Source organism: Deltaproteobacteria bacterium (assembly GCA_019309545.1).
In the GTDB taxonomy this organism is placed as follows: Bacteria; Desulfobacterota; Desulfobaccia; order Desulfobaccales; family Desulfobaccaceae; genus Desulfobacca_B.
This window is the reverse complement of sequence record JAFDGA010000007.1, coordinates 16338-40447: the sequence shown is the minus strand read 5'-3', so window position 1 is coordinate 40447 and position 24110 is coordinate 16338. Positions and strand designations below refer to the sequence as shown.

At 54.6% G+C, this 24110-nt stretch carries 21 protein-coding genes and 1 tRNA gene; 16 read left to right on the top strand and 6 right to left on the bottom strand.

Annotation, left to right across the window (positions count from 1 at the left end; genetic code table 11):
• From JRG72_03480 to JRG72_03470, 3 genes are read right to left on the bottom strand one after another with little or no spacing between them, the layout of a single operon-like run.
• Positions 1–252 carry a hypothetical protein gene (locus JRG72_03480; GenBank protein ID MBW2134283.1) on the bottom strand — a complete coding sequence of 84 codons (252 nt, stop codon included), beginning with the start codon at positions 250–252 and terminating at the stop codon, positions 1–3.
• 17 nt (positions 253–269) lie between these two features.
• A complete protein-coding gene (locus tag JRG72_03475; protein MBW2134282.1) occupies positions 270–566 on the bottom strand; it encodes a hypothetical protein in 297 nt (98 codons plus the stop codon).
• Between the two features lies 1 nt (position 567).
• Positions 568–1827 carry an MFS transporter gene (locus JRG72_03470; GenBank protein ID MBW2134281.1) on the bottom strand — a complete coding sequence of 420 codons (1260 nt, stop codon included), beginning with the start codon at positions 1825–1827 and terminating at the stop codon, positions 568–570.
• 252 nt (positions 1828–2079) lie between these two features.
• On the opposite strand from JRG72_03470, the gene JRG72_03465 reads away from it, so the two are divergent.
• The 11 genes from JRG72_03465 (at position 2080) to JRG72_03415 (ending at position 13540) form a co-directional block, all read left to right on the top strand.
• Positions 2080–2463, top strand: a complete 384-nt coding sequence (locus JRG72_03465; protein ID MBW2134280.1) for a hypothetical protein — start codon at positions 2080–2082, stop codon at positions 2461–2463.
• A 63-nt stretch (positions 2464–2526) separates the two neighbouring features.
• Complete coding sequence (locus tag JRG72_03460; GenBank protein ID MBW2134279.1) at positions 2527–2709, top strand: hypothetical protein; 183 nt, start codon at positions 2527–2529, stop codon at positions 2707–2709.
• Positions 2710–2868: 159 nt separating this feature from the next.
• Positions 2869–3072, top strand: a complete 204-nt coding sequence (locus JRG72_03455) for a cold-shock protein (protein ID MBW2134278.1) — start codon at positions 2869–2871, stop codon at positions 3070–3072.
• A gap of 209 nt (positions 3073–3281) precedes the next feature.
• The gene (locus tag JRG72_03450; protein ID MBW2134277.1) at positions 3282–4550 is read left to right on the top strand and encodes a histidine--tRNA ligase; all 1269 of its coding nucleotides are present in this window, start codon (positions 3282–3284) and stop codon (positions 4548–4550) included.
• 1 nt (position 4551) lies between these two features.
• On the top strand, positions 4552–6333 hold the full coding sequence (gene aspS, locus JRG72_03445) for an aspartate--tRNA ligase (protein MBW2134276.1): 1782 nt from the start codon (positions 4552–4554) through the stop codon (positions 6331–6333).
• A 277-nt stretch (positions 6334–6610) separates the two neighbouring features.
• Positions 6611–8482: a histone-lysine N-methyltransferase gene (locus JRG72_03440; GenBank protein ID MBW2134275.1), complete on the top strand. Its 1872-nt coding sequence runs from the start codon at positions 6611–6613 to the stop codon at positions 8480–8482.
• 91 nt (positions 8483–8573) lie between these two features.
• Positions 8574–8990, top strand: a complete 417-nt coding sequence (locus JRG72_03435) for a hypothetical protein (GenBank protein ID MBW2134274.1) — start codon at positions 8574–8576, stop codon at positions 8988–8990.
• A 237-nt stretch (positions 8991–9227) separates the two neighbouring features.
• Positions 9228–9470: a hypothetical protein gene (locus JRG72_03430; protein MBW2134273.1), complete on the top strand. Its 243-nt coding sequence runs from the start codon at positions 9228–9230 to the stop codon at positions 9468–9470.
• A 2-nt stretch (positions 9471–9472) separates the two neighbouring features.
• Positions 9473–10588, top strand: a complete 1116-nt coding sequence (locus tag JRG72_03425) for a sodium ion-translocating decarboxylase subunit beta (GenBank protein MBW2134272.1) — start codon at positions 9473–9475, stop codon at positions 10586–10588.
• Between the two features lie 793 nt (positions 10589–11381).
• Positions 11382–13058 carry a methylmalonyl-CoA mutase family protein gene (locus JRG72_03420; protein ID MBW2134271.1) on the top strand — a complete coding sequence of 559 codons (1677 nt, stop codon included), beginning with the start codon at positions 11382–11384 and terminating at the stop codon, positions 13056–13058.
• 77 nt (positions 13059–13135) lie between these two features.
• On the top strand, positions 13136–13540 hold the full coding sequence (locus JRG72_03415) for a cobalamin B12-binding domain-containing protein (GenBank protein ID MBW2134270.1): 405 nt from the start codon (positions 13136–13138) through the stop codon (positions 13538–13540).
• Between the two features lie 381 nt (positions 13541–13921).
• On the opposite strand, the gene JRG72_03410 is transcribed toward JRG72_03415, so the two are convergent.
• From JRG72_03410 to mce, 3 genes are all read right to left on the bottom strand, one after another.
• A tRNA-Arg gene (locus JRG72_03410) sits at positions 13922–13998 on the bottom strand.
• Positions 13999–14175: 177 nt separating this feature from the next.
• Positions 14176–14967 (bottom strand): sugar phosphate isomerase/epimerase, encoded by a 792-nt coding sequence (locus JRG72_03405; GenBank protein MBW2134269.1) that lies wholly within the window; start codon positions 14965–14967, stop codon positions 14176–14178.
• Positions 14968–14986: 19 nt separating this feature from the next.
• Entirely contained in the window at positions 14987–15397 is a 411-nt protein-coding gene (gene mce, locus JRG72_03400) for a methylmalonyl-CoA epimerase (GenBank protein ID MBW2134268.1), read from the bottom strand.
• A gap of 262 nt (positions 15398–15659) precedes the next feature.
• On the opposite strand from mce, the gene mfd reads away from it, so the two are divergent.
• From mfd to JRG72_03375, 5 genes are all read left to right on the top strand, one after another.
• Positions 15660–19196 carry a transcription-repair coupling factor gene (mfd, locus tag JRG72_03395; protein MBW2134267.1) on the top strand — a complete coding sequence of 1179 codons (3537 nt, stop codon included), beginning with the start codon at positions 15660–15662 and terminating at the stop codon, positions 19194–19196.
• Between the two features lie 5 nt (positions 19197–19201).
• Entirely contained in the window at positions 19202–20152 is a 951-nt protein-coding gene (locus JRG72_03390) for a SurA N-terminal domain-containing protein (protein ID MBW2134266.1), read from the top strand.
• Between the two features lie 11 nt (positions 20153–20163).
• Positions 20164–21471, top strand: a complete 1308-nt coding sequence (asnS, locus tag JRG72_03385; protein ID MBW2134265.1) for an asparagine--tRNA ligase — start codon at positions 20164–20166, stop codon at positions 21469–21471.
• Positions 21472–21673: 202 nt separating this feature from the next.
• Entirely contained in the window at positions 21674–22534 is an 861-nt protein-coding gene (locus JRG72_03380; protein MBW2134264.1) for a site-specific DNA-methyltransferase, read from the top strand.
• 247 nt (positions 22535–22781) lie between these two features.
• Positions 22782–24056, top strand: coding sequence for a (Fe-S)-binding protein (locus JRG72_03375; GenBank protein ID MBW2134263.1), 1275 nt, complete (start codon positions 22782–22784; stop codon positions 24054–24056).
• The last annotated feature ends 54 nt before the right edge of the window (positions 24057–24110 follow it).

The window sequence follows — 24110 nt, the reverse complement described above, 5'->3', positions numbered from 1 at the left end:
TCAGGAAATCAACTGGTTCCAGGTCCGGCGTTGGCGCTGGACCCGAACCCCTTCCGGGCCGATTTCCACCGACAACTCCAGAGGGAATAAGCTATGTAGCCCCTGGAGCCGGGCCTGTACTGCCTGCCGCATCTGGGTGGCGATTTTACCGCGCAGTTCCACCAGCCGTTGTTCCATGTAACGATGGCCGGCTTCCTCTCCTAACAGGCGGATGGCAGTGGCCAGACGTTTTTCATATTCCTGGCGGTCCAATCCTGAGTCTCAAATATCTATCTTTTGCCCGCCTCGGCGACCTCGAGCTTTGCTGGTTTGGCTTTCTGGGGGGCAGGCTTGGCCTTGGCCTGGGGCAGATGGATGCCGCTGGCATCGATTACCACCCGCATGGTCACCGGCACGATCGAAGTCAGCCCTTCCAGACGGCGGTTGACCTCGGCAATAATTTCGGCTTCGAATTCGGCCTTTTTGCTCTGCAGCCACTGATCCAGGACCTTCTTGGCATATGGTCCGTCCCCCTGAAAAATGTCGGTTAAGGCCTGTAATTTGTCAGCATAAGTGTTTTTGTCCATCTCAGCTCTCCTTTGCCACCGCCCACGGCCCTTCCTCTAACCCTCGTACCACCGGCAACACCCAGGGCAGCAGGGCAAAGGCGGGAAGGGCGGCCAAAAAAGTATAAAAGAAGAAATGAGCATATCCGAAATGGGCAGCCCCCAATCCTCCCAAAAATCCGGCAATAGAGCGGCTAAAACCGAAGAGGAAACTGAAAAAGGCGTAATGGGTGGCACTAAAGCGCTTGTCGCAGAGACTCATCAGGAAGGCCATAAAGGCCGCCGAACCCATGCCGCCGGTAAAGCTTTCGCCGATTGAGGCCAGGTAAGTGGTATAGCGCCACATGCCAGGTAGGGCCGCGATCCAGTAGCCCAGATTAGACAAGGCCTGAAACGCGCCCAGCACCCACAAGCCGCGGGCAATGCCCCAACGGCTGGTCAGGAGACCCCCGATCATGGATCCGACAATGGTGGCCCCGGCCCCAAAGGTTCCTGAGACCAGGCCGATTTCGGTGCGGCTGAAGCCTTGATCCACCCAGAAGGGACTGATCATTGTCCCCATCATGGCATCCCCGACCTTAAAAAGCAAGGTAAACAAGATGATCGCCCAGATCTGGGGCAGTCGCCCGATGCCCTGAATGGCCGCCCACAGTTGCCCCTGCGAGGCGGCGGGATTGGCCTTGAGGTGCAGCGGGCGGGGTTGGTGGAAGGGACGGAAAATTATTACCGTCAGGGCCAAGGCGGCCATCATCACCGCTACCCCGATAAAGGTAGCAGGCCAGCCCAGGGCGGCGCTCAGCATAACCAAACCGCCGCCGGAAGCAATCAGGGCCACCCGGTAGGCCCCGATGCGAACCCCGTTGGCCACCCCCAATTCCCGGGTTTCCAGCAGATCAATAGTATAGGCATCTATGGCCAGGTCCTGGGTGGCCGAGGCGGTACACAACAGGGCGATCAGCGCCCAAAAGCTCCATGGGGCCGGCGATACCTCAAAGCCGGTAATCGCCACCATACAGAGGCTAATAACCACCTGGGCCGGCGCCATCCAGCCGGCCCGGGTGCCGTAGCGATCCACCAGGGGCGACCACAATACTTTTAAGCTCCAGGCCAGTCCCAGGATGCTCAAGAAACCGATCTGCTCCAGAGGCATTCCCTGGGTGCGAAAATAGACCGAGAGAGTGATATTGATAAACCCATAAGGCACACCCTCGGCAAAATAGAGCACCGCCACCACCAGTAACTTACGGCGGAGGGCCGGGTCTCTACGCAAAGCCTGTGACATCCGGTTCCTTCCTCATCAACCGCGTTAAACTTTGTAAGCTTAAGTTAGATTGGAAAAATTGGGCTGATTGGGTTCTTTAAGGGGGCAGCATAACACACAGCTTTGATTATGAAAACAAATTAATGTAATGGGACATCGGCCCTAGCCAGAGCCATCGCTGTTCGAGATTTTGCTACCCGGGCGACACATGACGAACCGGAAAAATGTCTGGGCTTCGAGTTCCTGACGGCTTGGGCTGGGTTTGAGCCTCGCTTGGTAAATGCCCTGGCCGAATCGCCTGGCGGCCCGGTTCAGGACGCAGGCCACCTGGATCAGCTATCAAAGTTTTTATGCTCCCGCTGCGTGTTTCGCATCCATGGCTGCGACTTTGCTGACCCGGCCGGAGCGGCTGACGCCCCTCCCTGTGGCGGTCTGGTGGCCTTGGCCCATCTCCTCGACCAGGGTCTGGTCCGGGTAAACGACCTGGAAAGCATCTGGACCCGGCTGTTCCCCAGGATTTACCCGCGTCTGGCCGAACACGCCTCGCTGCGCTTATTAGAGAAACCATACCTTGCTACCGGTGGCCCTCATTGCCTTGGCCAGCACCTTCATATTGGGGACGGTGATCGATCGCCTCGCCCGCCTGGGAGGCGTTAAACCGCCCCTGATAACCAGCCTGGTTTTGCTGGGCACCCTGAAAAACTATGCGCTGGCCGGCGGTTGGCCCTTACCCTGTTCAGCCAGCAGACCGCGGTCCCGGCCGCGGTTTTGACAATTTTCATGATTGTTTATATCATGGATAATAATGACTACTGCTCTGGGGCCTTGATTGACGAAATTAAGTACCAATATCGCCACAAGCGAACTTTTTTAATTGACATAAAGTGGCGGCAATGGTATTAGCTGCTTAGTAGATAGCAGGTCAGGCATTATTGGGGCTGTGGCCCTGGACGGAATCGGGACGACAGTCAGCGGAGTCCCGGTTTTTTTATCTGGCTGCTCTCTTGGTCCTGCCTGGCGGGCAGGCAACTGTTTTACATTTTTAGGAGGTTCCTTAGAATAATGAAGGAGAAAGGCAAAGTAAAGTGGTTTAATGACTCCAAGGGATATGGCTTTATTTCCCGAGAGAACGGTCCAGATGTATTTGTGCATCATAGTGCCATCCAATCGGAAGGATTTCGCTCATTGGAGGAAAATCAGGAGGTCGAGTTTGAAGTAGTCCAGGGAAACAAGGGTCCCCAAGCCCGAAATGTGGTAAAAATTTAAAGAAATTAATAACATACTGAGCGCCAAAGCTCCGAAGCCCTGCCAAACTTCGGAGCTTTGGCGTTTTTTGCCCTTACCCCGACCTAACCAACCCGCCGACAACTGTCTCTCTCCCAGCAACAAGTTACCAAAAACACAAAATTGTTGACAGTGATGCGTTTAAGCTGTTAAATTTATAAATTTTGAACAGTCTTTTCGAGGAGTCCGGGATGATCAAGGCCGTCCGGGGCATGAAGGACCTTTTGCCTGCGGAGGCGGCCCGCTGGTACGCCATCGAACAGCAGGCCCGTCAGGTTTTTCAGTGCTACGGCTTCCAGGAGTTGCGCTTGCCTTTGCTGGAACGGACCGAACTCTTTGCCCGTTCCATCGGAGAGTCCACTGATATTGTGGAAAAAGAGATGTATACCTTTATGGATCGGCATGGGGATTCCCTCACCTTGAGGCCGGAAGCCACCGCTTCGGTGGTCCGGGCCTTTATTGAAAATCATCTTGATCAGGGTGCTGGAGTTAAAAAATATTTTACCATCGGCCCGATGTTTCGCTACGAACGGCCCCAGAAAGGTCGCTACCGTCAGTTCCATCAGATCAATTGCGAGGCCTTTGGGGAAGACGCCCCCGAGTTGGATGCCGAGCTGATCCTGATGTTGATGGATATGCTGGATAAATTTGGCCTCGGACAGGTCCGTCTGGTCGTCAATTCCCTGGGTTGCCCCGGCTGTCGGCCGGGCTTTAAAGAGGAATTGACCGCCTTTTTGGCCCACCGGGCCGGTGAACTGTGTCCTGACTGTCAACGCCGGGTGAGCAGCAATCCTTTGCGGGTGTTCGATTGCAAATCCAAGGCCTGTCAGCAGATCGTCACCGCGGCCCCCATCCTGCTAGAACATCTGTGCCTGGAGTGCCGTGGGCATCTGGACCGGGTGTTAGAGCTACTGGACAGCTTTGGAGTCGCTTTTGAGATGAACCCCCGGTTGGTGCGGGGTCTGGATTATTACACCCGAACCGCTTTCGAGGTGTTGACCACGCAGTTGGGGGCCCAGGATGCCGTTGCCGGCGGCGGGCGTTACAACGGCCTGGTTAAGGCCTTAGGCGGACCAGATCTGCCTGCCCTGGGCTTTGCCATTGGTCAGGAACGGCTGGCCGCGTTAATAACTGATTTTCGTCGCTTTGCGGAACCGCACCCGCAACTATTTATCGCCGCCCTGGGCGCGGCCGCCCGCAGCCGGGGATTTCAACTCTTGCAGGAATTTCGGAAGTTGGGATGGGCAGCAGAAATGGACTTTACGGATCGCTCTTTGAAGGCCCAGATGACTATTGCGGATCGCCGCAAAGCCGATTATGTGTTGATTCTGGGTGATCGCGAATTGGCAGCCGGGCAGGCCCCCCTGCGTCAGATGGCGAGTGGTGACCAGGAAATTATTTCATTGGACGACGTGGTCCCAACATTGACTACCCAGGTCGCCCTAAAGAAAGGAGCCTGAGGTGTTGGATTCTCTACAGGGCTTAACCCGCACCCATTCCTGCGGGGCCTTACGGGCCAAGAATTTTGGGCAGGAAGTGGTCTTGATGGGCTGGGTGCTGCGTCGACGTGATCATGGCGGATTGATCTTTGTAGATTTACGGGACCGGGAAGGGATCACCCAGGTGGTCTTCAACCCCGAGGTTAATTCCGAGGCTCATCAAAAAGCCCATATCTTGCGGGACGAATTTGTCCTGGCCGTGCGCGGCTTCGTCTTTATGAGACCGGAAGGGATGGCCAATCCCAATCTGCCAACTGGAGAGATCGAAGTGGCAGTCGAGGAATTGCGGCTGCTCAATTTATCAAAAACTCCGCCTTTTGAGCTGGAGAATTATAAGCCCGATACTGCCGAAGCCATCCGCCTGCGTTACCGTTACCTGGATCTGCGCCGTCCTACCCTGATGCATAATTTGCTACTCCGGCATGAAGCCGCCCAGATAGTGCGCAATTATCTCAACCACCAAGGCTTTATCGAAGTCGAGACCCCGATCCTGACTCGCAGCACTCCGGAAGGGGCGCGGGATTATCTGGTGCCCAGCCGCACCAACCCGGGGCGGTTTTTTGCCCTACCCCAATCCCCCCAGCTGTTTAAACAATTGCTGATGATGGCTGGGGTCGATCGTTATTATCAGATCTGCCGTTGTTTCCGAGACGAAGATTTACGGGCTGACCGCCAGCCAGAGTTTACTCAGATTGACTTGGAGATGTCCTTTGTCTCAGAAGCGGAGATCATGGCGGTGGTGGAAGGGATGATGGCGGTTCTTTTCCAGGAATTGTTGGGGAAAAAGCTGTCATTGCCTTTCCCGCGCCTCACCTGTCAGGAATGTCTCGATCGCTTCGGAGTGGATAGTCCGGATCGGCGGTTTGGCCTGGAACTGGCCGAGGTTACCGATATCGTCGGGCAGGCCGAGTTTCGTCAGTTTGCCGAGGTGGTGGCCCAAGGAGGGATTGTCAAGGCCATCCGGGGCCCCGGTCTGGCCCGCTTAACCCGAAAGGAATTGGATGAATTGACCGATTTTGTCGGTATTTACGGCGCTCAGGGACTGGCCTGGATCAAGCTGACCGAATCAGGCTGGCAATCGCCCCTGGCCAAATATTTCACTTCCGGTCAGCAAGAAGCGCTTAACCAACGTCTGGATGCCGGCGTCGGTGACCTGCTGATGTTTGTTGCCGATTTGCCCCCGGTGGTCAACACCGCTCTGGGCCAGTTGCGTCTGCATCTGGGGAAAAAAGAAAAGCTGATTCATCCCGACACCTACGATTTTGTCTGGGTCACCCAATTCCCCTTGTTGGAATATGACCATGAAGAAAAAAGGCATGTGGCGGTGCACCACCCGTTCACCGCGCCCTTGGAAGAAGATTTAAAGCTGTTGGACACCAATCCCGAGGCGGTGCGGGCCCGCTCCTATGATCTGGTCCTGAACGGCTGTGAGATCGGCGGCGGCAGTATTCGTATCCATCGCCGCGATCTCCAGGAACGTATCCTGGCGACTCTGGGTATCCCGGCCGATGAGGCTCAGCAACGTTTCGGCTTTTTGTTGGAGGCCCTGGAATACGGCGCCCCGCCACATGGGGGTGTGGCTTTTGGTTTTGATCGGCTGGTGATGATCCTGGCGGGAGCTAAATCTATCCGCGAAGTGATCGCCTTTCCCAAAACCCAGAAGGCGGTTTGTCCGCTGACCCAGGCCCCGGCCCCGGTAGATCTAGGCCAGCTCCTGGAGCTGGGGATAAGACTCGATCGGTAACGTTTGCCTGGAAAAGGCTATTTAAGATGGAGATAAAAAATTGGCCGCAGCTTTACAACTTGCGAAAGGCAGTTTTTCTCCAGCCAAGCTCCGCCTTGACAAGGTTAAAAACTATGGTAGATTTTGCTCATTAAAATATCTGAACTGTAGCCAATAGTACTAATAATTTTTTACTAGAAGATGCCTTAATCGATAGGGTCCGGTGTTAATTGGCTTTACTTATTGCAATACCCAAAAACAAGCTTTTGCTGGAATTTTTATAATTAGGAGTCTAAGAATGGCCCGTTGGAATAAAGAGCGTCGGCTCCTCGATCATGAACACACCAGCTTCTGGCAGCATCGCCTCCAGGAAGTCGATCGTCCCAACCTGATGCGCGGGGTTTTTCCTTATACCGAAATCGCCCGCATCGACTTTGATTATAAATTTGTCATGCCCTGTCCCCCCGAAGAAATGGTCATCACCGACACCACCTTTCGGGATGGGCAGCAGGCCCGGCCGCCCTATACAGTCCGGCAAATTGTGGATATCTTCGATATGTTACATAAACTGTCGGGGCCAAGTGGGGTGATCCGGCAGTGCGAGTTCTTCCTATACAGCAAAAAAGACAAGGAGGCGGTCGAGCGTTGCCTGGGGCGGGATTATAAATATCCGGAGATCACCGGCTGGATTAGGGCCAAACCTGAGGACCTGCCGTTGGTAAAGGAGATGGGCCTGAAAGAAACCGGGATACTGACTTCGGCTTCGGATTATCACATCTTTTACAAGATGGACCTGGATCGCCGTCGCGCCTTTGACAATTATCTGCGGATCGTCAATGCTGCCCTGGAACTGGGAATCATCCCCCGCTGTCATCTGGAGGACGTCACCCGAGCCGATATCTACGGCTTCTGTGTCCCTTTTGCCATCGAATTGATGAAACTGCGGGAAGAATCAGGAATTGATATCAAGCTGCGGCTCTGCGATACCTTGGGTTACGGCGTCCCCTATCCCGGCGCCGCCCTGCCGCGGGGGGTTCCCAAGTTGATCCGGGCCTTTGTTGAGGATGCCGGGGTCCCCAGCCATTTATTGGAATGGCACGGCCACAATGACTTCCACAAGGTCTTTATTAATGCCACCACCGCCTGGCTGTATGGCTGCGGCGCGGTCAACGGCTCGCTGCTGGGATTTGGCGAACGTACCGGTAATACTCCCATCGAAGCCTTGATCATCGAATACATTGCCTTGCATGGGGACACCAACGGCATCGATACCACGGTGATCACCGACATCGCCGAGTATTTCGAACGGGAATTGCATTATCATATTCCTCCCAACTATCCATTTGTGGGCAAGGATTTCAATGCCACCAGCGCCGGCATTCACGCTGACGGCCTGATGAAAAATCCGGAAATCTACAATATTTTTGATACTGATAAGATCCTGAGGCGGCCGATCACCATTACTATCACTGACAAGACCGGTCGGGCCGGGATTGCCCATTGGCTCAATAGCCGCCTGGGGCTGACCGGTGATCAGGCTATCGACAAGCGTCATCCCGGGGTCATCAAGATCTCGAATCGCATCACTGAAATGTATAACGAAGGGCGGGTGACCTCCATTTCCAACAATGAGATGGAGACCCTGGCCCGTAAACATCTCCCCGAGTTGTTTGTCTCGGAATTCGATCTGTTAAAGAAGAAGGCCCGCGAAGTGGCCGCTCACCTGGCCGAGGATCTGGCCGAACGGGAAGAAATCCGCAGCATGGTTCCCAACACCCAGGAACCCATAATGCAGGAGGTGTTGAACGCCAACCCCTTTATCCAATTCATGTATGTCACCAATCTGGACGGCAAAAAGATTACTCGGAATATTACTCATATTGTGGACCGGTCCAAGTATGAGACCATGAAGCTGGATGAGGATTTTTCGGATCGCCCCTGGTTTATTGAGCCGTTAAAGTCTGGCAAGGTCTATGTCTCTGATTTCTACACATCTTTCTTTACCAAGGCCTTATGTATCACCGTGAGCGTACCCGTCCGCAATGATGATGATGAAATCCAGGGGGTGTTGGGTATGGACATCCGGTTCGAGGCCCTGGCCAAAATGGAACGGGATGGCGAGCTTGATGCTGATGCCAAGGAATCTAGTCCGGTTAAGACGAAGTTTTAGCTGTCCGACAGGAGCAATGAGCACTTGCCTTTGCCATTAAACCATAATTGCTCATAAAGTTGGCCACCTTAACAGTCAGGACGGTGTTGGAATGTATTTCGGGGAAGTCATCGGGACCTTGATAGGCGGGCTGGCGGTCTTATTGCTGGTCGGCGGCCTGCTGGCCCTGTTTCTCTATCTTCTCCCTACCTTTCTTAACCGGGGGGAAAGAGCAGTCTCCCCCATGAAAGCCTCGGAAGAGTCCGAACCCTTGTCTGCCGCGCTAATGCCCGTCAAAGGGGAGGAGGTCCCCATACCGCCGCGCACCGTGGCCTGGGATCAAGAAAGCCAGGCTGAGCTCACCGATCCCAAAACGGTGGCTGCGGTCGGACTGGCCTTATCCTTATATCTGGAAACTTCTCCGGGCGTGGAACCAATACAGCCACCTGGTCTCAGACCCAGCTCCCCCTGGACCCTGGCCGGACGCTGGCAGGCCATGAATGCTCGCCTCACAGTTAGAAAGAGGTAACCCGTGCGCCATTTCCACATCACCATCGGCTTGGAAGAGTTTGATATTGAGATTCTGGAGGTAACCGGTGACCGTGCCCGGGTTAAAGTCAACGGGGTGCTCTATGATGCCCAATTCCGGCCTCGGGACCGGCAGCCGAGTCCCAGACTGACCGAGTCGCCCCGGCCGGCCTCACCGACCCCCTCACCACCGCCCGTAACTCCGACTCCGACGCCATCGCCGCCGCCCGAAAAGCCGATGGTGATGGCCGAACCCGTCGGGCTTGGGACCGTGGTCGCCCCCATGCCGGGATTAATTCTGGATGTCCTGGTCCAGGTCGGCGACCAGGTTAAAAGCGGCGACACAGTGGTCAAGCTGGAGGCAATGAAGATGGAAAATGATCTTAAGACCTCAGTTTCCGGAACGGTAACCGAGGTTCGGGTGAACAAAGGGGCCAGCGTCTCGGTCGGAGAAGTTCTGGTCGTAGTGGCGGAGGCCTGAGAGTGGCGGCCCACGCCGGGGTAGCGGAAGCAGCAACTCAGGGCTTCCCGCTTCTGGCCCCGGCTTTTATGACCTTATTAGCCCTGTTGTTGTTCTATCTGGCTATTGCCCAACGTCTCCGACCCCAATTTTTGCTGCCGTTGACTGCCGGGATGATCCTGGCCAACCTCCCTGACCCTGGCTTAAAATACCACCTCAAGCCTTTTCTGGACATACTCCATGCCGGTCTCGATAACGGTCTCTACCCGGCCCTGATCTTTTTGGGCTGGGGAGCCAACGCCGATTTAAGCAGTGTAATCGCTCATCCCCGCCAGTTATTCCTGGCCCTGGTGGCTCCTTTGGGCATCTTTCTGACCCTCCTCTTGGCCTGGGGGGGGGGATTTAACCTGGCAACAGCCGGAGCCATCAGCATCATCGGCGGGGGCGAAGCCATAAGCACCGTCTTCCTGGCCTCTCATCTGGCGACGGAACTGGTAGGCCCTTTAGGATTGCTGGCCTTTCTGGCTATAGGATTTCTGCCCTTGGTCCAACCTGCCCTGATCCGCCTGCTGACCACTCCCGCCGAACGGATGATCTATATGCCGCCGATGCGTAAAGTGCCCAAAAGTGAGTGCCTGGGCTTTGCCGTGGGCGGGCTGCTGATTACCGGGCTGTTGGTCCCGCGCGCCATACTCCTGACCGGTCTGTTTTTCTTGGGTAATATTATCAAAGAATCCGGCGTTACTGATCGTCTGGCCCGCACTATCGCGGTGGGTATGCTGGATGTGGTCATCGTCCTCTTTAGTTTTGACCTGGGAACCCGATGTCAGGCCGGCCTATTGTTATCATTGACCTTTATTAAAATAATCGGCTTAGGAGTGGCGGCCTTACTGCTGGTCACCCTTATCGGTATTATGGCGGTAAAACTAGCTAATCTGATACTCAACCAAAAGATCAACCCTTTGGTCGGGGCCGCGGCATTGGGCCTGGTCCCGGATGCCGCCCAGATGGTGCATTTAGTCAGCCGTCAGGAAGATCCCCATAATTACCTGTATATCCACGCCCTGGCCTCCAATCTGGGCGGCCTGATCGCTTCCACCCTGACCGCCGGTATCCTGTGGGCCATATGCGGGGGTTGAGTTATGAGTTGTTAATTGTTAATTGTTAGTTGTTAGCAAGCGTAGGAAGGCATCACCACCACAGGTTTATTCAAATGAGGAATGCGCTCCATAAGGTGGGCAGTGCCCACCCTACCGGGCTGAAGATATGATCTGGTAATTGTCCTACTGGAAGAGGGAACTTGTGAGGCAGGGCGCTGCCTTGAGGAAAAGAGTCAATCAGCGGCGCTGGCCGGATCGGTTCCTTGCGAAACTGGAGCAGAATATGATGATCGGCTTCTATTCGATACGCAAGCTGCTAGAGGCTAAGAAACTCACGATCGATGTTGTTAAGAGATCCATACCGGCCACTGCCTTTCCCTGGAGGGGTGAACCTGTAAATCATCTAAACTGGCACAATATTGATCAACTTTATGATTTTGAACGCCTAACCATCAAATCCGATCTATTCAGTGGATTTCCAACCCAGTTGGACACAGTTACGTATTCTCGCCTACCTTTGGAGAAGCCGGCGGTCTTTCAAGGTTACCAGTCATTTCGGATCGAACCAGGGACAAGGCCCTCTAATACATTGAGCTTGGGTATATTATAGGTCTTTTCGAGGCGGTAGCAAACGACTCGGGTAACTATGTGGAAATATTGCAACTTGATACGGAGACAGGAGACTATAAAGTAGTCCTTAGGAATAAATCTTTGGAGAATGATTTTTAGGTGGTCAGTGCACAATTACTTTCTACTTTCAACCATCCATATTTAGCATATGTAACTTACCAGGATGAGTTGCGCCACTCATCCGGGAGAGGGAGGAAAGCCGATGTTTGATAAACAGAAATTGGAGCAGCTCCGCGCCGCCCTGGAGAAATATCAGGAGGCGGTGGAGAAGACTCTGAAGAAGATGCCGGAGCGCAGACCCGAGTTTGTCAATACCTCGGGCATTCCGGTGGAACGGGTCTATACGCCGCTAGACCTGGAGGATTATGATTATCTGGAGAAGCTGGGGATGCCGGGGCAATATCCCTATACCCGGGCGGTGCAGCCGACGGCCTATCGGGGCCGCTTCTGGACCATGCGCCAGTATGCCGGGTTTGGCTCGGCGGAGGAGACCAACCAGCGCTATCATTATTTACTGCAGGCCGGACAGACCGGGCTGTCGGTGGCCTTTGATCTGCCTACTCAGATCGGCTATGACTCGGACCACGAGTTGGCCCAGGGAGAGGTCGGCAAGGTCGGGGTGGCCATTGATTCCCTCTGGGATATGGAGACCCTGTTCCAGGGTATCCCCCTAGACAAGGTCAGCACCTCGATGACCATCAATTCACCGGCGGCCATCCTCATGGCCATGTATCTGGCCCTGGCCGAGAACCAGGGCATCCCTTTTGATCAACTGCGGGGCACCATTCAGAACGACATCTTGAAGGAATATCCCTCGCGGGGCACCTATATCTTTCCGCCCCGGCCGTCGATGCGCATCATCACCGATATCTTTGCCTATTGTTCCCAGGAAGTGCCCCAGTGGAACAGTATCAGCATCAGCGGCTATCATATCCGCGAGGCCGGGTCAACCGCGGTCCAGGAAGTTGCCTTCACCCTGGCCAACGGCTTTGCCTATGTCGAGGCCGCCATCCAGGCCGGGTTGGATGTGGATGTGTTCGGCCCCCGCCTGTCCTTTTTCTTCAACTCCCATAATGATTTTTTTGAGGAGGCGGCCAAGTTCCGGGCGGCCCGGCGTCTCTGGGCCCGGGTTATGAAAGAGCGCTTTGGCGCCAAAAATCCCCGCTCGCTGATGTTGCGGTTCCATACCCAGACCGCGGGCTGCACCCTGACCGCACAGCAGCCGTTAAATAACATTGTCCGGGTCGCCTTTCAGGCGATGAGCGCGGTTTTGGGCGGCACCCAGTCTCTGCATACCAATTCCATGGATGAGGCTCTGGCTTTGCCTTCCGAGCTGGCCGTCCAGGTGGCGCTGCGCACCCAGCAATTGATCGCCCATGAAACCGGAGTCACCGATACGGTTGATCCCCTGGCCGGTTCCTATTATGTGGAAAAACTTACCGACGAAATCGAGGCCAAGGCCCAGGAATACATCGACACCATTGAAAAAATGGGCGGCCCGGTGGCGGCCATTGAAAAGGGCTATATTCAGAAAGAGATTCAGGAAAGCGCCTACCGCTATCAGAAAGAGATCGAATCCGGGGAGCGAATTATTGTCGGCCTCAACAAGTATCAGGTGGCCGAGGAACGGCCCAAGGAACTGCTGCGGGTGGACCCCACTGTGCGGGAAAAACAGATTGCCCGGTTGAGTACTTTAAAATCCCAGCGGGATGCCGCGGCAGTAACTAAGGCCCTGCAGGAAGTTAAGCAGGCGGCTCAGACCGAGGCCAATCTCATGCCCCCCATCCTCCAGGCGGTCAAATCTCTGGCCACTTTAGGAGAGATTTGCAATGTCTTGCGCGAGGTTTTTGGAGAATATGAAGCTGCTCCGATTGTCTGAGTCCAGCGACATCTCAGCTCAATCAATCTTATTTTACAACCTGAGCTATATGAAACTCAGAGAATAAGGAGAAAATCATGCCGGTAGAGAAAAAGATCCGGGTGCTGACCACCAAGCCGGGCCTGGATGGCCATGATCGGGGCATTAAGGTAATCTGTGCCGCCCTGCGGGATGCCGGGATGGAAGTAATTTATACCGGGCTGCGACAGACCCCGGAGCAGATCGTCAGCGCCGCCATCCAGGAGGATGCCGACGTCATCGCCATGAGCTGCCTGTCCGGGGCTCATGATTATCTGTTTCCCCGGGTCACTGAAATCTTGAAAAGCAAGGGCATTGACGATATTCTGGTCCTGGGTGGCGGCATCATTCCGGAAGAGGATATCCCCGCCCTCAAGGCCGCGGGCATTGCCGAAATCTTCGGTCCGGGCGCCAAAACCACCGACATCGTTAATTTTATCCGGGAAAATGTCAAGAGAAAATAAGGCTGATTAACCCTCGCTGCCACAACGTTTCTTTATCTTTACTGCTCGATTGATCGGGCCTGGCATGGACAGGAGCAAGGCAAGGCTTTTTGGCAATCCTGGCCGTGCCAGGCCGCCCCACGGCCCCAATTACCCGTAAACTTTGCAATCTTCCTGATAACATAATAATTTTAATACCATTTTAGCTCTTTGATCGCAACTTGGTATTAAACGGTACTTGGGACCAGGTGGACCTTAAGAGCGGCTTTATCAAGTTGAGTATTAAAGCGCTATAACCCAGTGAGCAAAGTGGAATTAAAGACCCTGGTGGTGGAGAAAATCTGAGGCATGGACACCAAGGCAATAAAAGAGGCAGCATGTCAGCTAACCCCTTGATTTCTTTGGTGGGCGATGGGTGACTCGAACACCCGGCCTTTGGTTCCGGAGACCAACGCTCTATCCACCTGAGCTAATCGCCCACAAACTTTATCTTATCACAGGAAATATCGATGTCAAGAATTTGCCCGGCCAGAAAGGCACCGGCGGAACCGGGACTCAGAGGTTTAATACCAGTTTTGGTTTCAGAAGAAAAACTAATGATACCAACTTATAAATAATCTCCACAATATTCTCCAGGAAACCGAAAACAGATAATCTCACCAGGGCCAGATGTCGGCCAGATAAGCTAGAGAAGGTTCCAGGCTCTCTTCCTGGTGCGGTTCCAGGGTGATCAGCGGCCGTCGGCCTTTTGCCGCCAGGAAGTTGAGAATCAAGGCAAAGGGGACGATCCCGGCCCCCAGGGCCAGATGTTCATCGGCCTGACCATGATTATCATGGAGATGCAGTTCTTCAACATAAGGCCAGAGAACCTCCAGCCAATCCTGAAAACGGCCGCCGGCAAAGGCTTGCAGGTGGCCGACGTCCAAACAAAATCCCACGTTGGAGGCGGTAAGCCGAGAGAATAAGGACAGCAACAGGTGGGGATGCGGCTCCCGAACATTCTCCAGCATCAGCCGAGTATTATACTCGGCCGCCAAGGCAGCCATCTCTCCCCAGGTGGCCAGGCTATGGTCCAGCCACAGGTCCTGGCAGTGATGGTAATAGTTGTCATCATAGGCCAGGTGGCAGACAATGCTGGAGGGTTGAAAGATCTCCAGCAGGGCCAAGGCCTCCTTGAGCCGGGTCCGGCTAGCGGATCGTATCAATCCATCCAGTGCTCCCGGCCACAGGTCCTGAAAGGGGGCATGGAGGGTGATGATCAGCCCAGCTTCCTGAAATTGCCGGGCCACCTGGGCAAAATCGGCTTGAGAACACTGCTCCAGGCTGTCCGCATCAATGCTGATTTCGGGATTGAGACGCCTCTGGAGAAAGGTGGGGAGATAGTATTTTACCAGCAACGAAAACGGGACGCTGACCTGGACCTGGTCTTTGAGCGAATCAGGCACCATCTCCCCTGGCCTCTATCGCTTATTTATGAATATGCTGGCACAGTTCGATTAGGACTCCGTGGGTGGATTTGGGATGGATAAAGGCGACTTTGGCGCCGTGGGCCCCTTCCCGAGGTTGCTCATCGACCATCCGGACCCCGGCGGCCTTGAGTTCTTCCACTGCGGCAACGATGTCCTCGACCTCTAAGGCGATATGATGGATGCCTTCCCCATTTTTGTCGATGAATTTGGCCACCGGACTGTCGGGACTGGTGGCCAGCAGCAGTTCCAGATTGGTTTCTCCGACCTTAAAGAAACAGACTTTGACCTTCTGAGATTCGACCACTTCCTCATGATGGCAAGTGAGGTTGAGATTATCGCCATAAAGTTTTTTTACTGGCTCCAGATCCTTAACGGCGATGCCAAGATGATCAATCCGGGTTATCTTCATCTTATTTCCTCCTTTAGAAGCTATCCTATTTTACTCAGCCCGGGGCATTTAGGCAAGTCAATCTGTCTTTTTAATATCTTCAAAATTAATTTAGTTGAGTCCGATATTAAGGCGGATAAATCAAGGTCATCCGGATTTTCCGGAAGAGTTCGCAGCCGAAATCGTAAATTATCGGCCATTAGGTCTATTCACCTCCTAATTTGCTTTATTGCCACGGGCAGGTTATCTTTAATACTAGTACAGGCTCACCTTATTAAGAAACATGACCTTTCGATCCATGGAAAAATTTGCTCACCAAACTGGCAACCAAGGGGCGGGTTGGCAGGAGGCCCTGGAGGCCATCGCCACCGGGGTGGGAAGGATTGATTTTTACGGCCTTACCCCGGCTGCCGGGGCCTTTGTCCTAGCTCGGCTAGTGGGCACATTACAACGGCCTCTGCTGGTGCTGGTGCCCAGCAGCGCTCAACAGGAAGCCTTTTATCGGGACCTGTCCTTTTTTTTGGGTCAGGGAGACAAAGAGAACGGCTCTGTTTCGGCAGAGGCTCCGGCCTTGTTCAGTTTTCCGGCCCATGAACAGCTTGCTTTTAAAGAGTTGACCATGGACGCCCGGGTCAGCAGTGCCCGGCTAGAAACCGCTTATGCGCTGACGGCCAGGGGTAAAGCTCCGATCGTGGTAGCCTCGGCGCTGGCGGCCCTGCAACCTCTGCCGCCCCGCCAACGGTTGGCCGCGGCCATTGATTACGTGGTCCCCGGCGAAGAACTGGACCGGGAGCGCTTTATCAAGCAACTCATCGCCGGTGGCTATGAACGAAGTCCGTTGGTGGAGGCCCGAGGGGAGTACAGCGTCCGGGGTGGAGTGATAGATCTTTATCCCCCGCTGCAGCCCTATCCGGTACGTTTGGAGTTTTGGGGCGATGAGGTTGAGTCGCTCAGGTATTTCAATCCCACCAGCCAGCGTTCCCTGGGTCATTTGGTGGAATTGCTAGTACTGCCGGTCAATGAGGTTATTCTGGACCCGGAGACGCAAAAATATGCCGCCCATCGCCTGCGAGTTTTTAAAGACCCCAAATTACGGGAATACGTTAAACAAGGGCGTCATTTTCCAGAAATCGAGAAATATCTGGCCTATTTTTATCCGCAACCGGAGACCCTATGGGATTACCTGCCGGATCAAGCCCTGTTGGTGGAATGGGACCCGCTCAATCTGGCCCAGGAAGTCCGACGGTTGACCGAAATCCAGGCCCAAGAAACGGAAGGATCAGCCGGGTTGGCAATATCGGCCTTCGAGGGCCGGATCAACCGTTTTCAAACCATCCGTTGTCACAGTTTGGAGTTTTCCACCGAACCTGGCGAAGCTCGCCGCTCATTTTATTTTGCTATCGAGACCAACCAGGATCTGGCCGCTGCCCTGGCTACGGCCGCCGCGGATCAGGGCCGATTGGTCCGGCCCCTGGCGGCCCACCTGAAACCTTGGCTAAACAGCGGTTTTGAGGTAGTGTTGGTGTGCCGTAGTCGTTCGCAGGCCGAACGCCTGGGACTCCTGCTGGCCGATCAGGAGGTTAAGGCTGAGGTTACCGGCTCGCCGGGTTGGGACCTGCCGGGCCGCCTGCAACTGACCTGGAACGGCCTGTCAGCCGGATTTCGCTCTCTGGCCTGGGGGCTGGTCCTGCTCACCGCCGAGGAGATTCTGGGAGCTGAGCCAGAGCGGCGGCCGCCGCGGCGGTCTCGGCCGGGCCAATTGCTGTCATCACTTGCCGAGTTAAAAGTGGGAGACCTGCTGGTCCACCTGGACCACGGCATCGGCCTTTATCGCGGTCTGGAGAAACTGACCGTAGGTCAGGAGGTCAATGATTTTTTAAGGCTCGAATATCTGGGCGGCGATAAACTCTACCTGCCGGTTGACCGTCTTCACCTAGTCCAAAAGTATCTGGGCGTGGAAGGGCTGATTCCGCCTTTAGATCGGCTCGGAGGTAAGTCCTGGGAGAAGACCAAAAAACGAGTGCGCAAGGCGGTTGAAAAGATTGCCCGGGAACTGGTGCAACTTTACGCGGCCCGCCAGGTGGTCCAGGGGCATCAGTTTTCTCCCCCGGATCCGGTGTTTTGGGAATTTGAAGCCACTTTCGAGTATGAAGAAACCCCTGATCAGCTGCAGGCCATTCAGGAGGTGCTCCTGGATATGGCCAGTGACAAGCCCATGGACCGGCTGATCTGCGGCGATGTCGGCTATGGCAAGACCGAAGTGGCCATCCGGGCGGCCTTTAAGGCGGCCATGGATGGCAGACAAGTGGCCATTCTGGTGCCCACCACGGTCCTGGCGGAACAGCACTATGAAACTTTCCGGAAGCGCCTGGGGCCCTACCCACTGCAGATCCGGATGCTGAGCCGGTTCAAGACCACGGCGGAGCAAAAACAGATTCTGGCCGAGTTAAGCTCGGGGCAGACCGACATCGTTATTGGGACGCATCGGCTGTTGCAAAAAGATGTGCAGTTTCGGGAATTGGGACTGGTGATTATCGATGAGGAACAGCGGTTCGGAGTCAAACAGAAGGAAAAGCTCAAACAGTTACGCCAGACCGTGGATGTCCTGACCTTAACCGCCACGCCTATTCCCCGTACCCTGCAACTGTCCCTGACCGGTATCCGGGACCTGAGTACTATCGACACCGCGCCGGAGGCGCGGCGGCCGATTCGGACCTATCTGTGCCGTCCGGATGACACGGTTATCATGGAGGCCATTCGCCGGGAATTGCGTCGGGGCGGACAGGCCTTTTTTGTCCATAATCGGGTGCAAAATATCGATACCTGGGCCAATTATATCCGGCGTCTGGTGCCGGAAGCGCGGGTGGCGGTGGCGCATGGACAGATGGCGGCCAAAGAACTGGAGCAGATAATGTGGCGGTTCTGGCGCGGCACAGTAGACGTGTTAGTCTGCACCGCGATTATCGAGGCCGGGTTGGATGTCCCTTCCGCCAACACAATCATCATCAACCGCGCCCATGCCCTGGGGCTGGCCCAGGTCTATCAATTACGGGGACGGGTGGGCCGGGGCCGGGAGCAGGCTTATGCGTACCTGCTGGTTCCGGAAGAGGAAGCCCTCAACCCCGAGGCCCAGAAACGCCTTAAGGCCCTGATGGAATTCACCGAATTAGGTTCGGGGTTCAAGATTGCCTTGCATGACCTGCAGATCCGGGGGGCTGGCAATCTGTTGGGCGCGGCTCAATCCGGGCACATTGCCGAAGTGGGCTGCGAGCTCTATTTGCAACTGCTGGAGCAGGCGGTTCAGGAGCTGAAGGGTGGTCCCCAACTCGACGAGGGTCCCCTGCCGGAGCTCCACCTTCCCCTAGCTGCCTATCTGCCCGATGCTTATGTGCCTGATATAGACCAGCGGCTGATGTTTTACCGGCGGCTTTCCGGGCGACTGTCTCCAGCGGAGATTGCCGATATCGATGCCGAACTGCGTGATTGCTATGGTCCCTTGCCTCCTGAGGCGGAAAATCTGCTGGAAGTCGTGCGTACCAAAGTAACCCTTAGGGAGTTGGGTATCAAGCGGCTGGACCTGAGTGACAGCCAGGTGACCATTTCCTTTGCCGATAACGGCAGGATTGACTTGGCCCGCCTGGTGGATTTGCTGCACCGGCAGCCGCAGCGCTTCCGACTCACCCCGGACCAACAGATCCGGGTGCACCTTACCGAAGGAGACAGCCCTTTGGAAATGGTAAAAAACTGCTTGAAAGAAATCAAGATTTTTGTTAAGGGGGAAGAGACGACCCCTTCAGCCGCCGAGGCGGAAAGGGATTAAACGGTATGAAGATATCGAGCCGATTTATAATCCTGTTGGTTTTATTTCTGGCTTTGGTTGGTCCGGCCCCGGCCGAGATCGTCGACCGCATCGTGGCCCAGGTCAACGGTGAGATTATTACCCTCTCCGATGTGGAGCAGAGTATTAAATTCATGCGGTCCAACCCTCAGACCGGGGGTCGCATCCAGGATAATGAGGCTACCCGGCGCCAGATGCTGGATGTCCTGATTGATCGCAAACTGGCCAAGGAGGAGGCCAACCGTTTGGGCATTACCATTCCGGATAATGAAGTAGCTCAGGCTTTAGAGGCAATCAAAAAAAAGAATAACCTTCCTGATGATGAAGCTCTGGCGCAGGCTCTGGCCAAGGAGGGGATGACCCTGGACCAGTTGCGCCAGCAGATTACTGAACAGATGCAACAAGAACGCCTCATCCAGTATACGGTTAAGGGTAAGGTTAGGGTCAGTGAGGATAAAATCAGGGAATATTACGATAACGTTTACCGCCAGGGAGGCAGTCAGGTTCATTTAAAGTTGATCGTCTTACCATATCCGCCTGGTGCTACTGAGACCCAGAAGGCAGAAACCCGAGCTCTGGCCGAAAAAATTCTACAGGAATGCCGTCAAGGGGCGTCCTTTGAAAGCCTGGCCCGGCAATATTCCAAAGGTCCTAATGCCGCCAATGGCGGCGATCTGGGATATGTTGATCGCGCTGATATTGATCCTAATATCTATGCCTTAATTGAGCGCCTCTGCCCGGGTGAGTATGCTCCGATCGAATCCCCCCAGGGGTTCCATCTGTTTAAACTGGTGAATCGCCGCGCGGGCCGAAGCAAAAGTTTTGCAGAGGTTAAACCAGAGATTGAGCGGATTCTGCTAAGAGAGCAGATGGCCAAAAAATTCTCGGAATGGCTCAAAACCCTGCGCGACAAGGCTCACATTAAAATCCTTTATTAGATTCGGCCTGCATGACCACTCCGGAAAACTTTGCCTATATCGCACATTTATCCCAGCGGCAGGGCCAGTCGGTCACCATCCGCGGCTGGCTTTATAATAAACGTTCCAGTGGCAAGGTGCGATTCCTGTTAATCCGGGACGGCACCGGGATCGTCCAGGGGGTCATGGTCAAAGGCCACCTTCCAGAGGGGGAATTCGAGCAGTTCGATCTGCTTACCCAGGAATCCTCACTGATGGTGCAAGGCCAGGTCCGGGCCGAAGCCCGCGCCCCCGGAGGTTATGAACTGGAGGTGACCAGCCTGCAACCCCTCCACATTGCTGCTGAGTATCCGATTTCCCCCAAGGAACACGGGGTTGCCTTTCTCCTGGAACATCGCCATCTGTGGCTGCGGTCTCCCCGCCAGCAAGCCATCCTGCGCGTCCGGGATGAAGTAATCCGGGCCTGTCGGGATTTTTTTGCGGATAAGGGATTTGTTCTCATTGATACTCCCATATTTACTCCGGCGGCCTGTGAGGGGACCACTACCCTGTTTCAGACCGATTATTTTGATCAGCGCAAGGCTTATCTGTCCCAGAGCGGCCAACTCTATCTGGAGGCCGCAGCCATGGCGCTGGGGAAAGTGTATTGTTTGGGGCCGACCTTTCGGGCGGAAAAGTCCAAAACCCGCCGGCACTTAACCGAATTCTGGATGTTGGAGACCGAGGTCGCCTTTGCCGAACTGGATGATATCATGGCCTTAGCCGAAGCGCTCATCGGTTACCTAGTATCTCGGGTGTTAGACCGCCGCCAGGCCGAATTCCAGATCCTGGAACGGCCCCTGGAGCCGTTGCGGGCCGTGCAAGCCCCATTTCCCCAGTTGAGCTATGCCGAGGCCCGTCAGCGTCTGGAGGAAGCCGGCCACCAACTGCCGTGGGGACAGGATCTGGGCGGCGCCGACGAAACCAGGCTTTCGGAAATGTATGATCGACCGGTCATGGTGCATCGTTACCCGCGGGCTTGCAAGGCCTTTTATATGAAGGCGGATCCGGCCGATCCCCGCCTGGCCTTGTGTATCGATATCCTGGCCCCTGAAGGTTATGGGGAAATCATCGGCGGTTCCCAGCGCGAGGATGATCTGGAGACGTTGATCAATCGGCTGCAGGAATATCAATTGCCCCGGCAGCCTTTTGAGTGGTATCTGGACCTGCGGCGCTACGGCAGCGTGCCCCATAGCGGCTTCGGGCTGGGGATCGAACGGCTGGTATCCTGGCTCTGCGGCCTGAAACACGTCCGAGAGGCCATTCCCTTTCCGCGTTTGCTGGATCGCATTTATCCCTGATGACCCACCTGGCGCCGGTCCTCCCCTCAAATTAACTTTTGAAATATTCGGAATAATAATTGACATAAAGATTCAATTTGAGCAAAACTGGTGGAAAAAAGAATATAGAAATGTCAATGCCAAAGATTCCTGGCCGATTTGAGTCTCCATACTAGTGGACCAAGTAAAGATTTCTCCCATTTTTGATGCCCAGGCCGACTTTATCCTATTCGAGGGTGATTGCCGCAAGCTGCTGGCCCAGATCCCGGATAATGCGATTAAGTTGGTGGCGACCTCGCCGCCCTATAATCTGGGCAAGCCCTATGAAAATCGCCTTGACCTGGATGACTACCTGGCCCAGCAGCGGCAGGTAATCAGCGAATCTGTCCGGGTGCTGGCGGAGCGCGGCAACATCTGCTGGCAGGTGGGCAATTACGTGGCCCAAGGGGAGATCATTCCCCTGGACATCGTACTGTATCCTATTTTCCAATCCCTCGGTTTACACTTGCGGAACCGGATCGTCTGGCACTTCGGGCATGGTTTGCACGCGGCCAAACGTTTCTCAGGGCGCTATGAAGTCATTCTGTGGTTCACCAAAGGGCAGGATTACACTTTTGATCTGGATGTGGTGCGGGTACCCCAGAAGTATCCGCGCAAAAAGTATTTCAAAGGCCCCAAGCGGGGGGAGTTGTCCGGTCATCCCCTGGGGAAAAACCCGGGCGACGTCTGGGACATTCCTAACGTTAAAGCCAATCACGTGGAGAAGACCAGTCACCCCTGCCAGTTTCCGGTGGAATTGATCGAGCGCCTGGTGCTGGCCCTGACCAAGCCCGGCGACTGGGTGCTGGACCCGTTTATGGGCGTGGGGACTACTGCCATTGCTGCCCTGATGCATCAGCGGCGGGCGATGGGAGCCGAACTGGTGCCCGAGTACTGCGAAATTGCCCGGCGGCGTATCCGTCGGGCCGAAGCCGGAGTCTTGCGCATCCGCCCCAGAGCGCGGGCGGTTTATGACCCAGAAAACCCGCGGGGCCTGGTCCCGCCGCAATTGGTTCAACTAAAGTCAGGTCCTAGCCAATCTTGACCACCGAAAGTAAGAGTGTATCTGGGCCAACCCAACAATTAATAAGATTTACAGATTTGGCTTGACAGCCGAGCTATTCCCAAGTAATAATGAGCTTTGTGAATAAAGTTTTTTTTGGATACACAGGCGAGGATTTAATCATTCAGACCCAATATGTCAGCCAGAAAATCGTCTGGCTCGCTGAATCAAGATTGCTTGGAGCAACCCAAACCTAAGGCCAATTTTGCCAAACCTTAAGGAGAGATTAATGGAAGCCCTGGATCTGAATACTCTACCGCAGATAAGAAAAGAAAGCCGGTTCGCAGATCTGCTGACCGAAACCCACGCCAATATCTGTTTTACCTGCGGCACCTGCTCCGGCGGTTGCCCCCTGACCTATATGGAATGTTTGAAAGACCAGAATATGGACTGCCGCAAGGCGATTCGCATGATTCTGTTGGGCATGGAGCAGGAGCTGATTGACTCCAAGTGGGTGTGGTCTTGTTCCGCCTGCTATCGCTGTGTTTACGGCTGTCCCATGGGGGTGCATCTCACCGACCTCTGGTATCGGGCCAAATCCTTGCGGCCCCGCGACAAGGTGCCCGGCGTCCTGCAAAAAGGCGTGGACAACAACGTGGAAACCGGTAATAACATGAGAATTCCGGAAGAAGATTATCTCATGTTGCTGGAGGAACTGGGAGAGGAATTGGCAGAGGAAGAATGCCCCGGCTTTGTTACCCCGATTGATAAAGAGGGCGCCGAGTATCTGTTCTTTGAAAACTCCAAGGAAGTCTATGCCGAACCCGATGACATGAAATGGTGGTGGAAGATCTTCTACGCGGCCAAGGCCAGTTGGACGACGGTCTCCAAGAACTGGGAGTCGGTGGATTGGGGGATTTTCACCTGCGACTTCCCTGCCAGCAAAGAGTTCGCCCGGCGGCGGGTGGAACATATGAAGAATCTCAACATCAAGACCATGATTCTGCCCGATTGCGGCGGCTCTTCTTGGGGCACCCGCTACAATCTGGAGAAATATTTCAAACATGAATTCGGCCCGGAAACCGGCCGCAATTATGTCTATCTGTTCGACGTGCTCCTGAAGTTCCTGAGGGAAGGACGTATTAAAGTCGATAAATCGGTCCATGCGGGTCGTATTGTCACTTATCATGACTCTTGCAAGCATGGCCGGGCCGCCCGGCTTACCTTTGGGGACGATCGCTTTGAAGAAGCCCGGGAAATCCTCTCTTATTGCATTGACATGGAAAATTTCGTGGAAATGCCCCATAACCGGATGGATGCCTATTGCTGCGGGGCCGGAGCCGGCAACTGGCCCGGGCCTTATGAGGATGTGCGGACCGAACACGGCTGGTTCAAGGCTCAAGATATCATCGCTACGGGAGCCGATCTGGTGATCTGCGCCTGTTCCAATTGCCGGGACAACATTATGAAAAACATCAAGAAAAAATTCAACCTGGATTATGAAGTCAAGTACATTTGGGAATTGATTGCTGATTCACTGATCATCGAGACTGAAGAAGAGTGACATAAAGCTAAGCCAGCCAAATAGATAAAAATCTATAAATTATCGAGGGGCGGT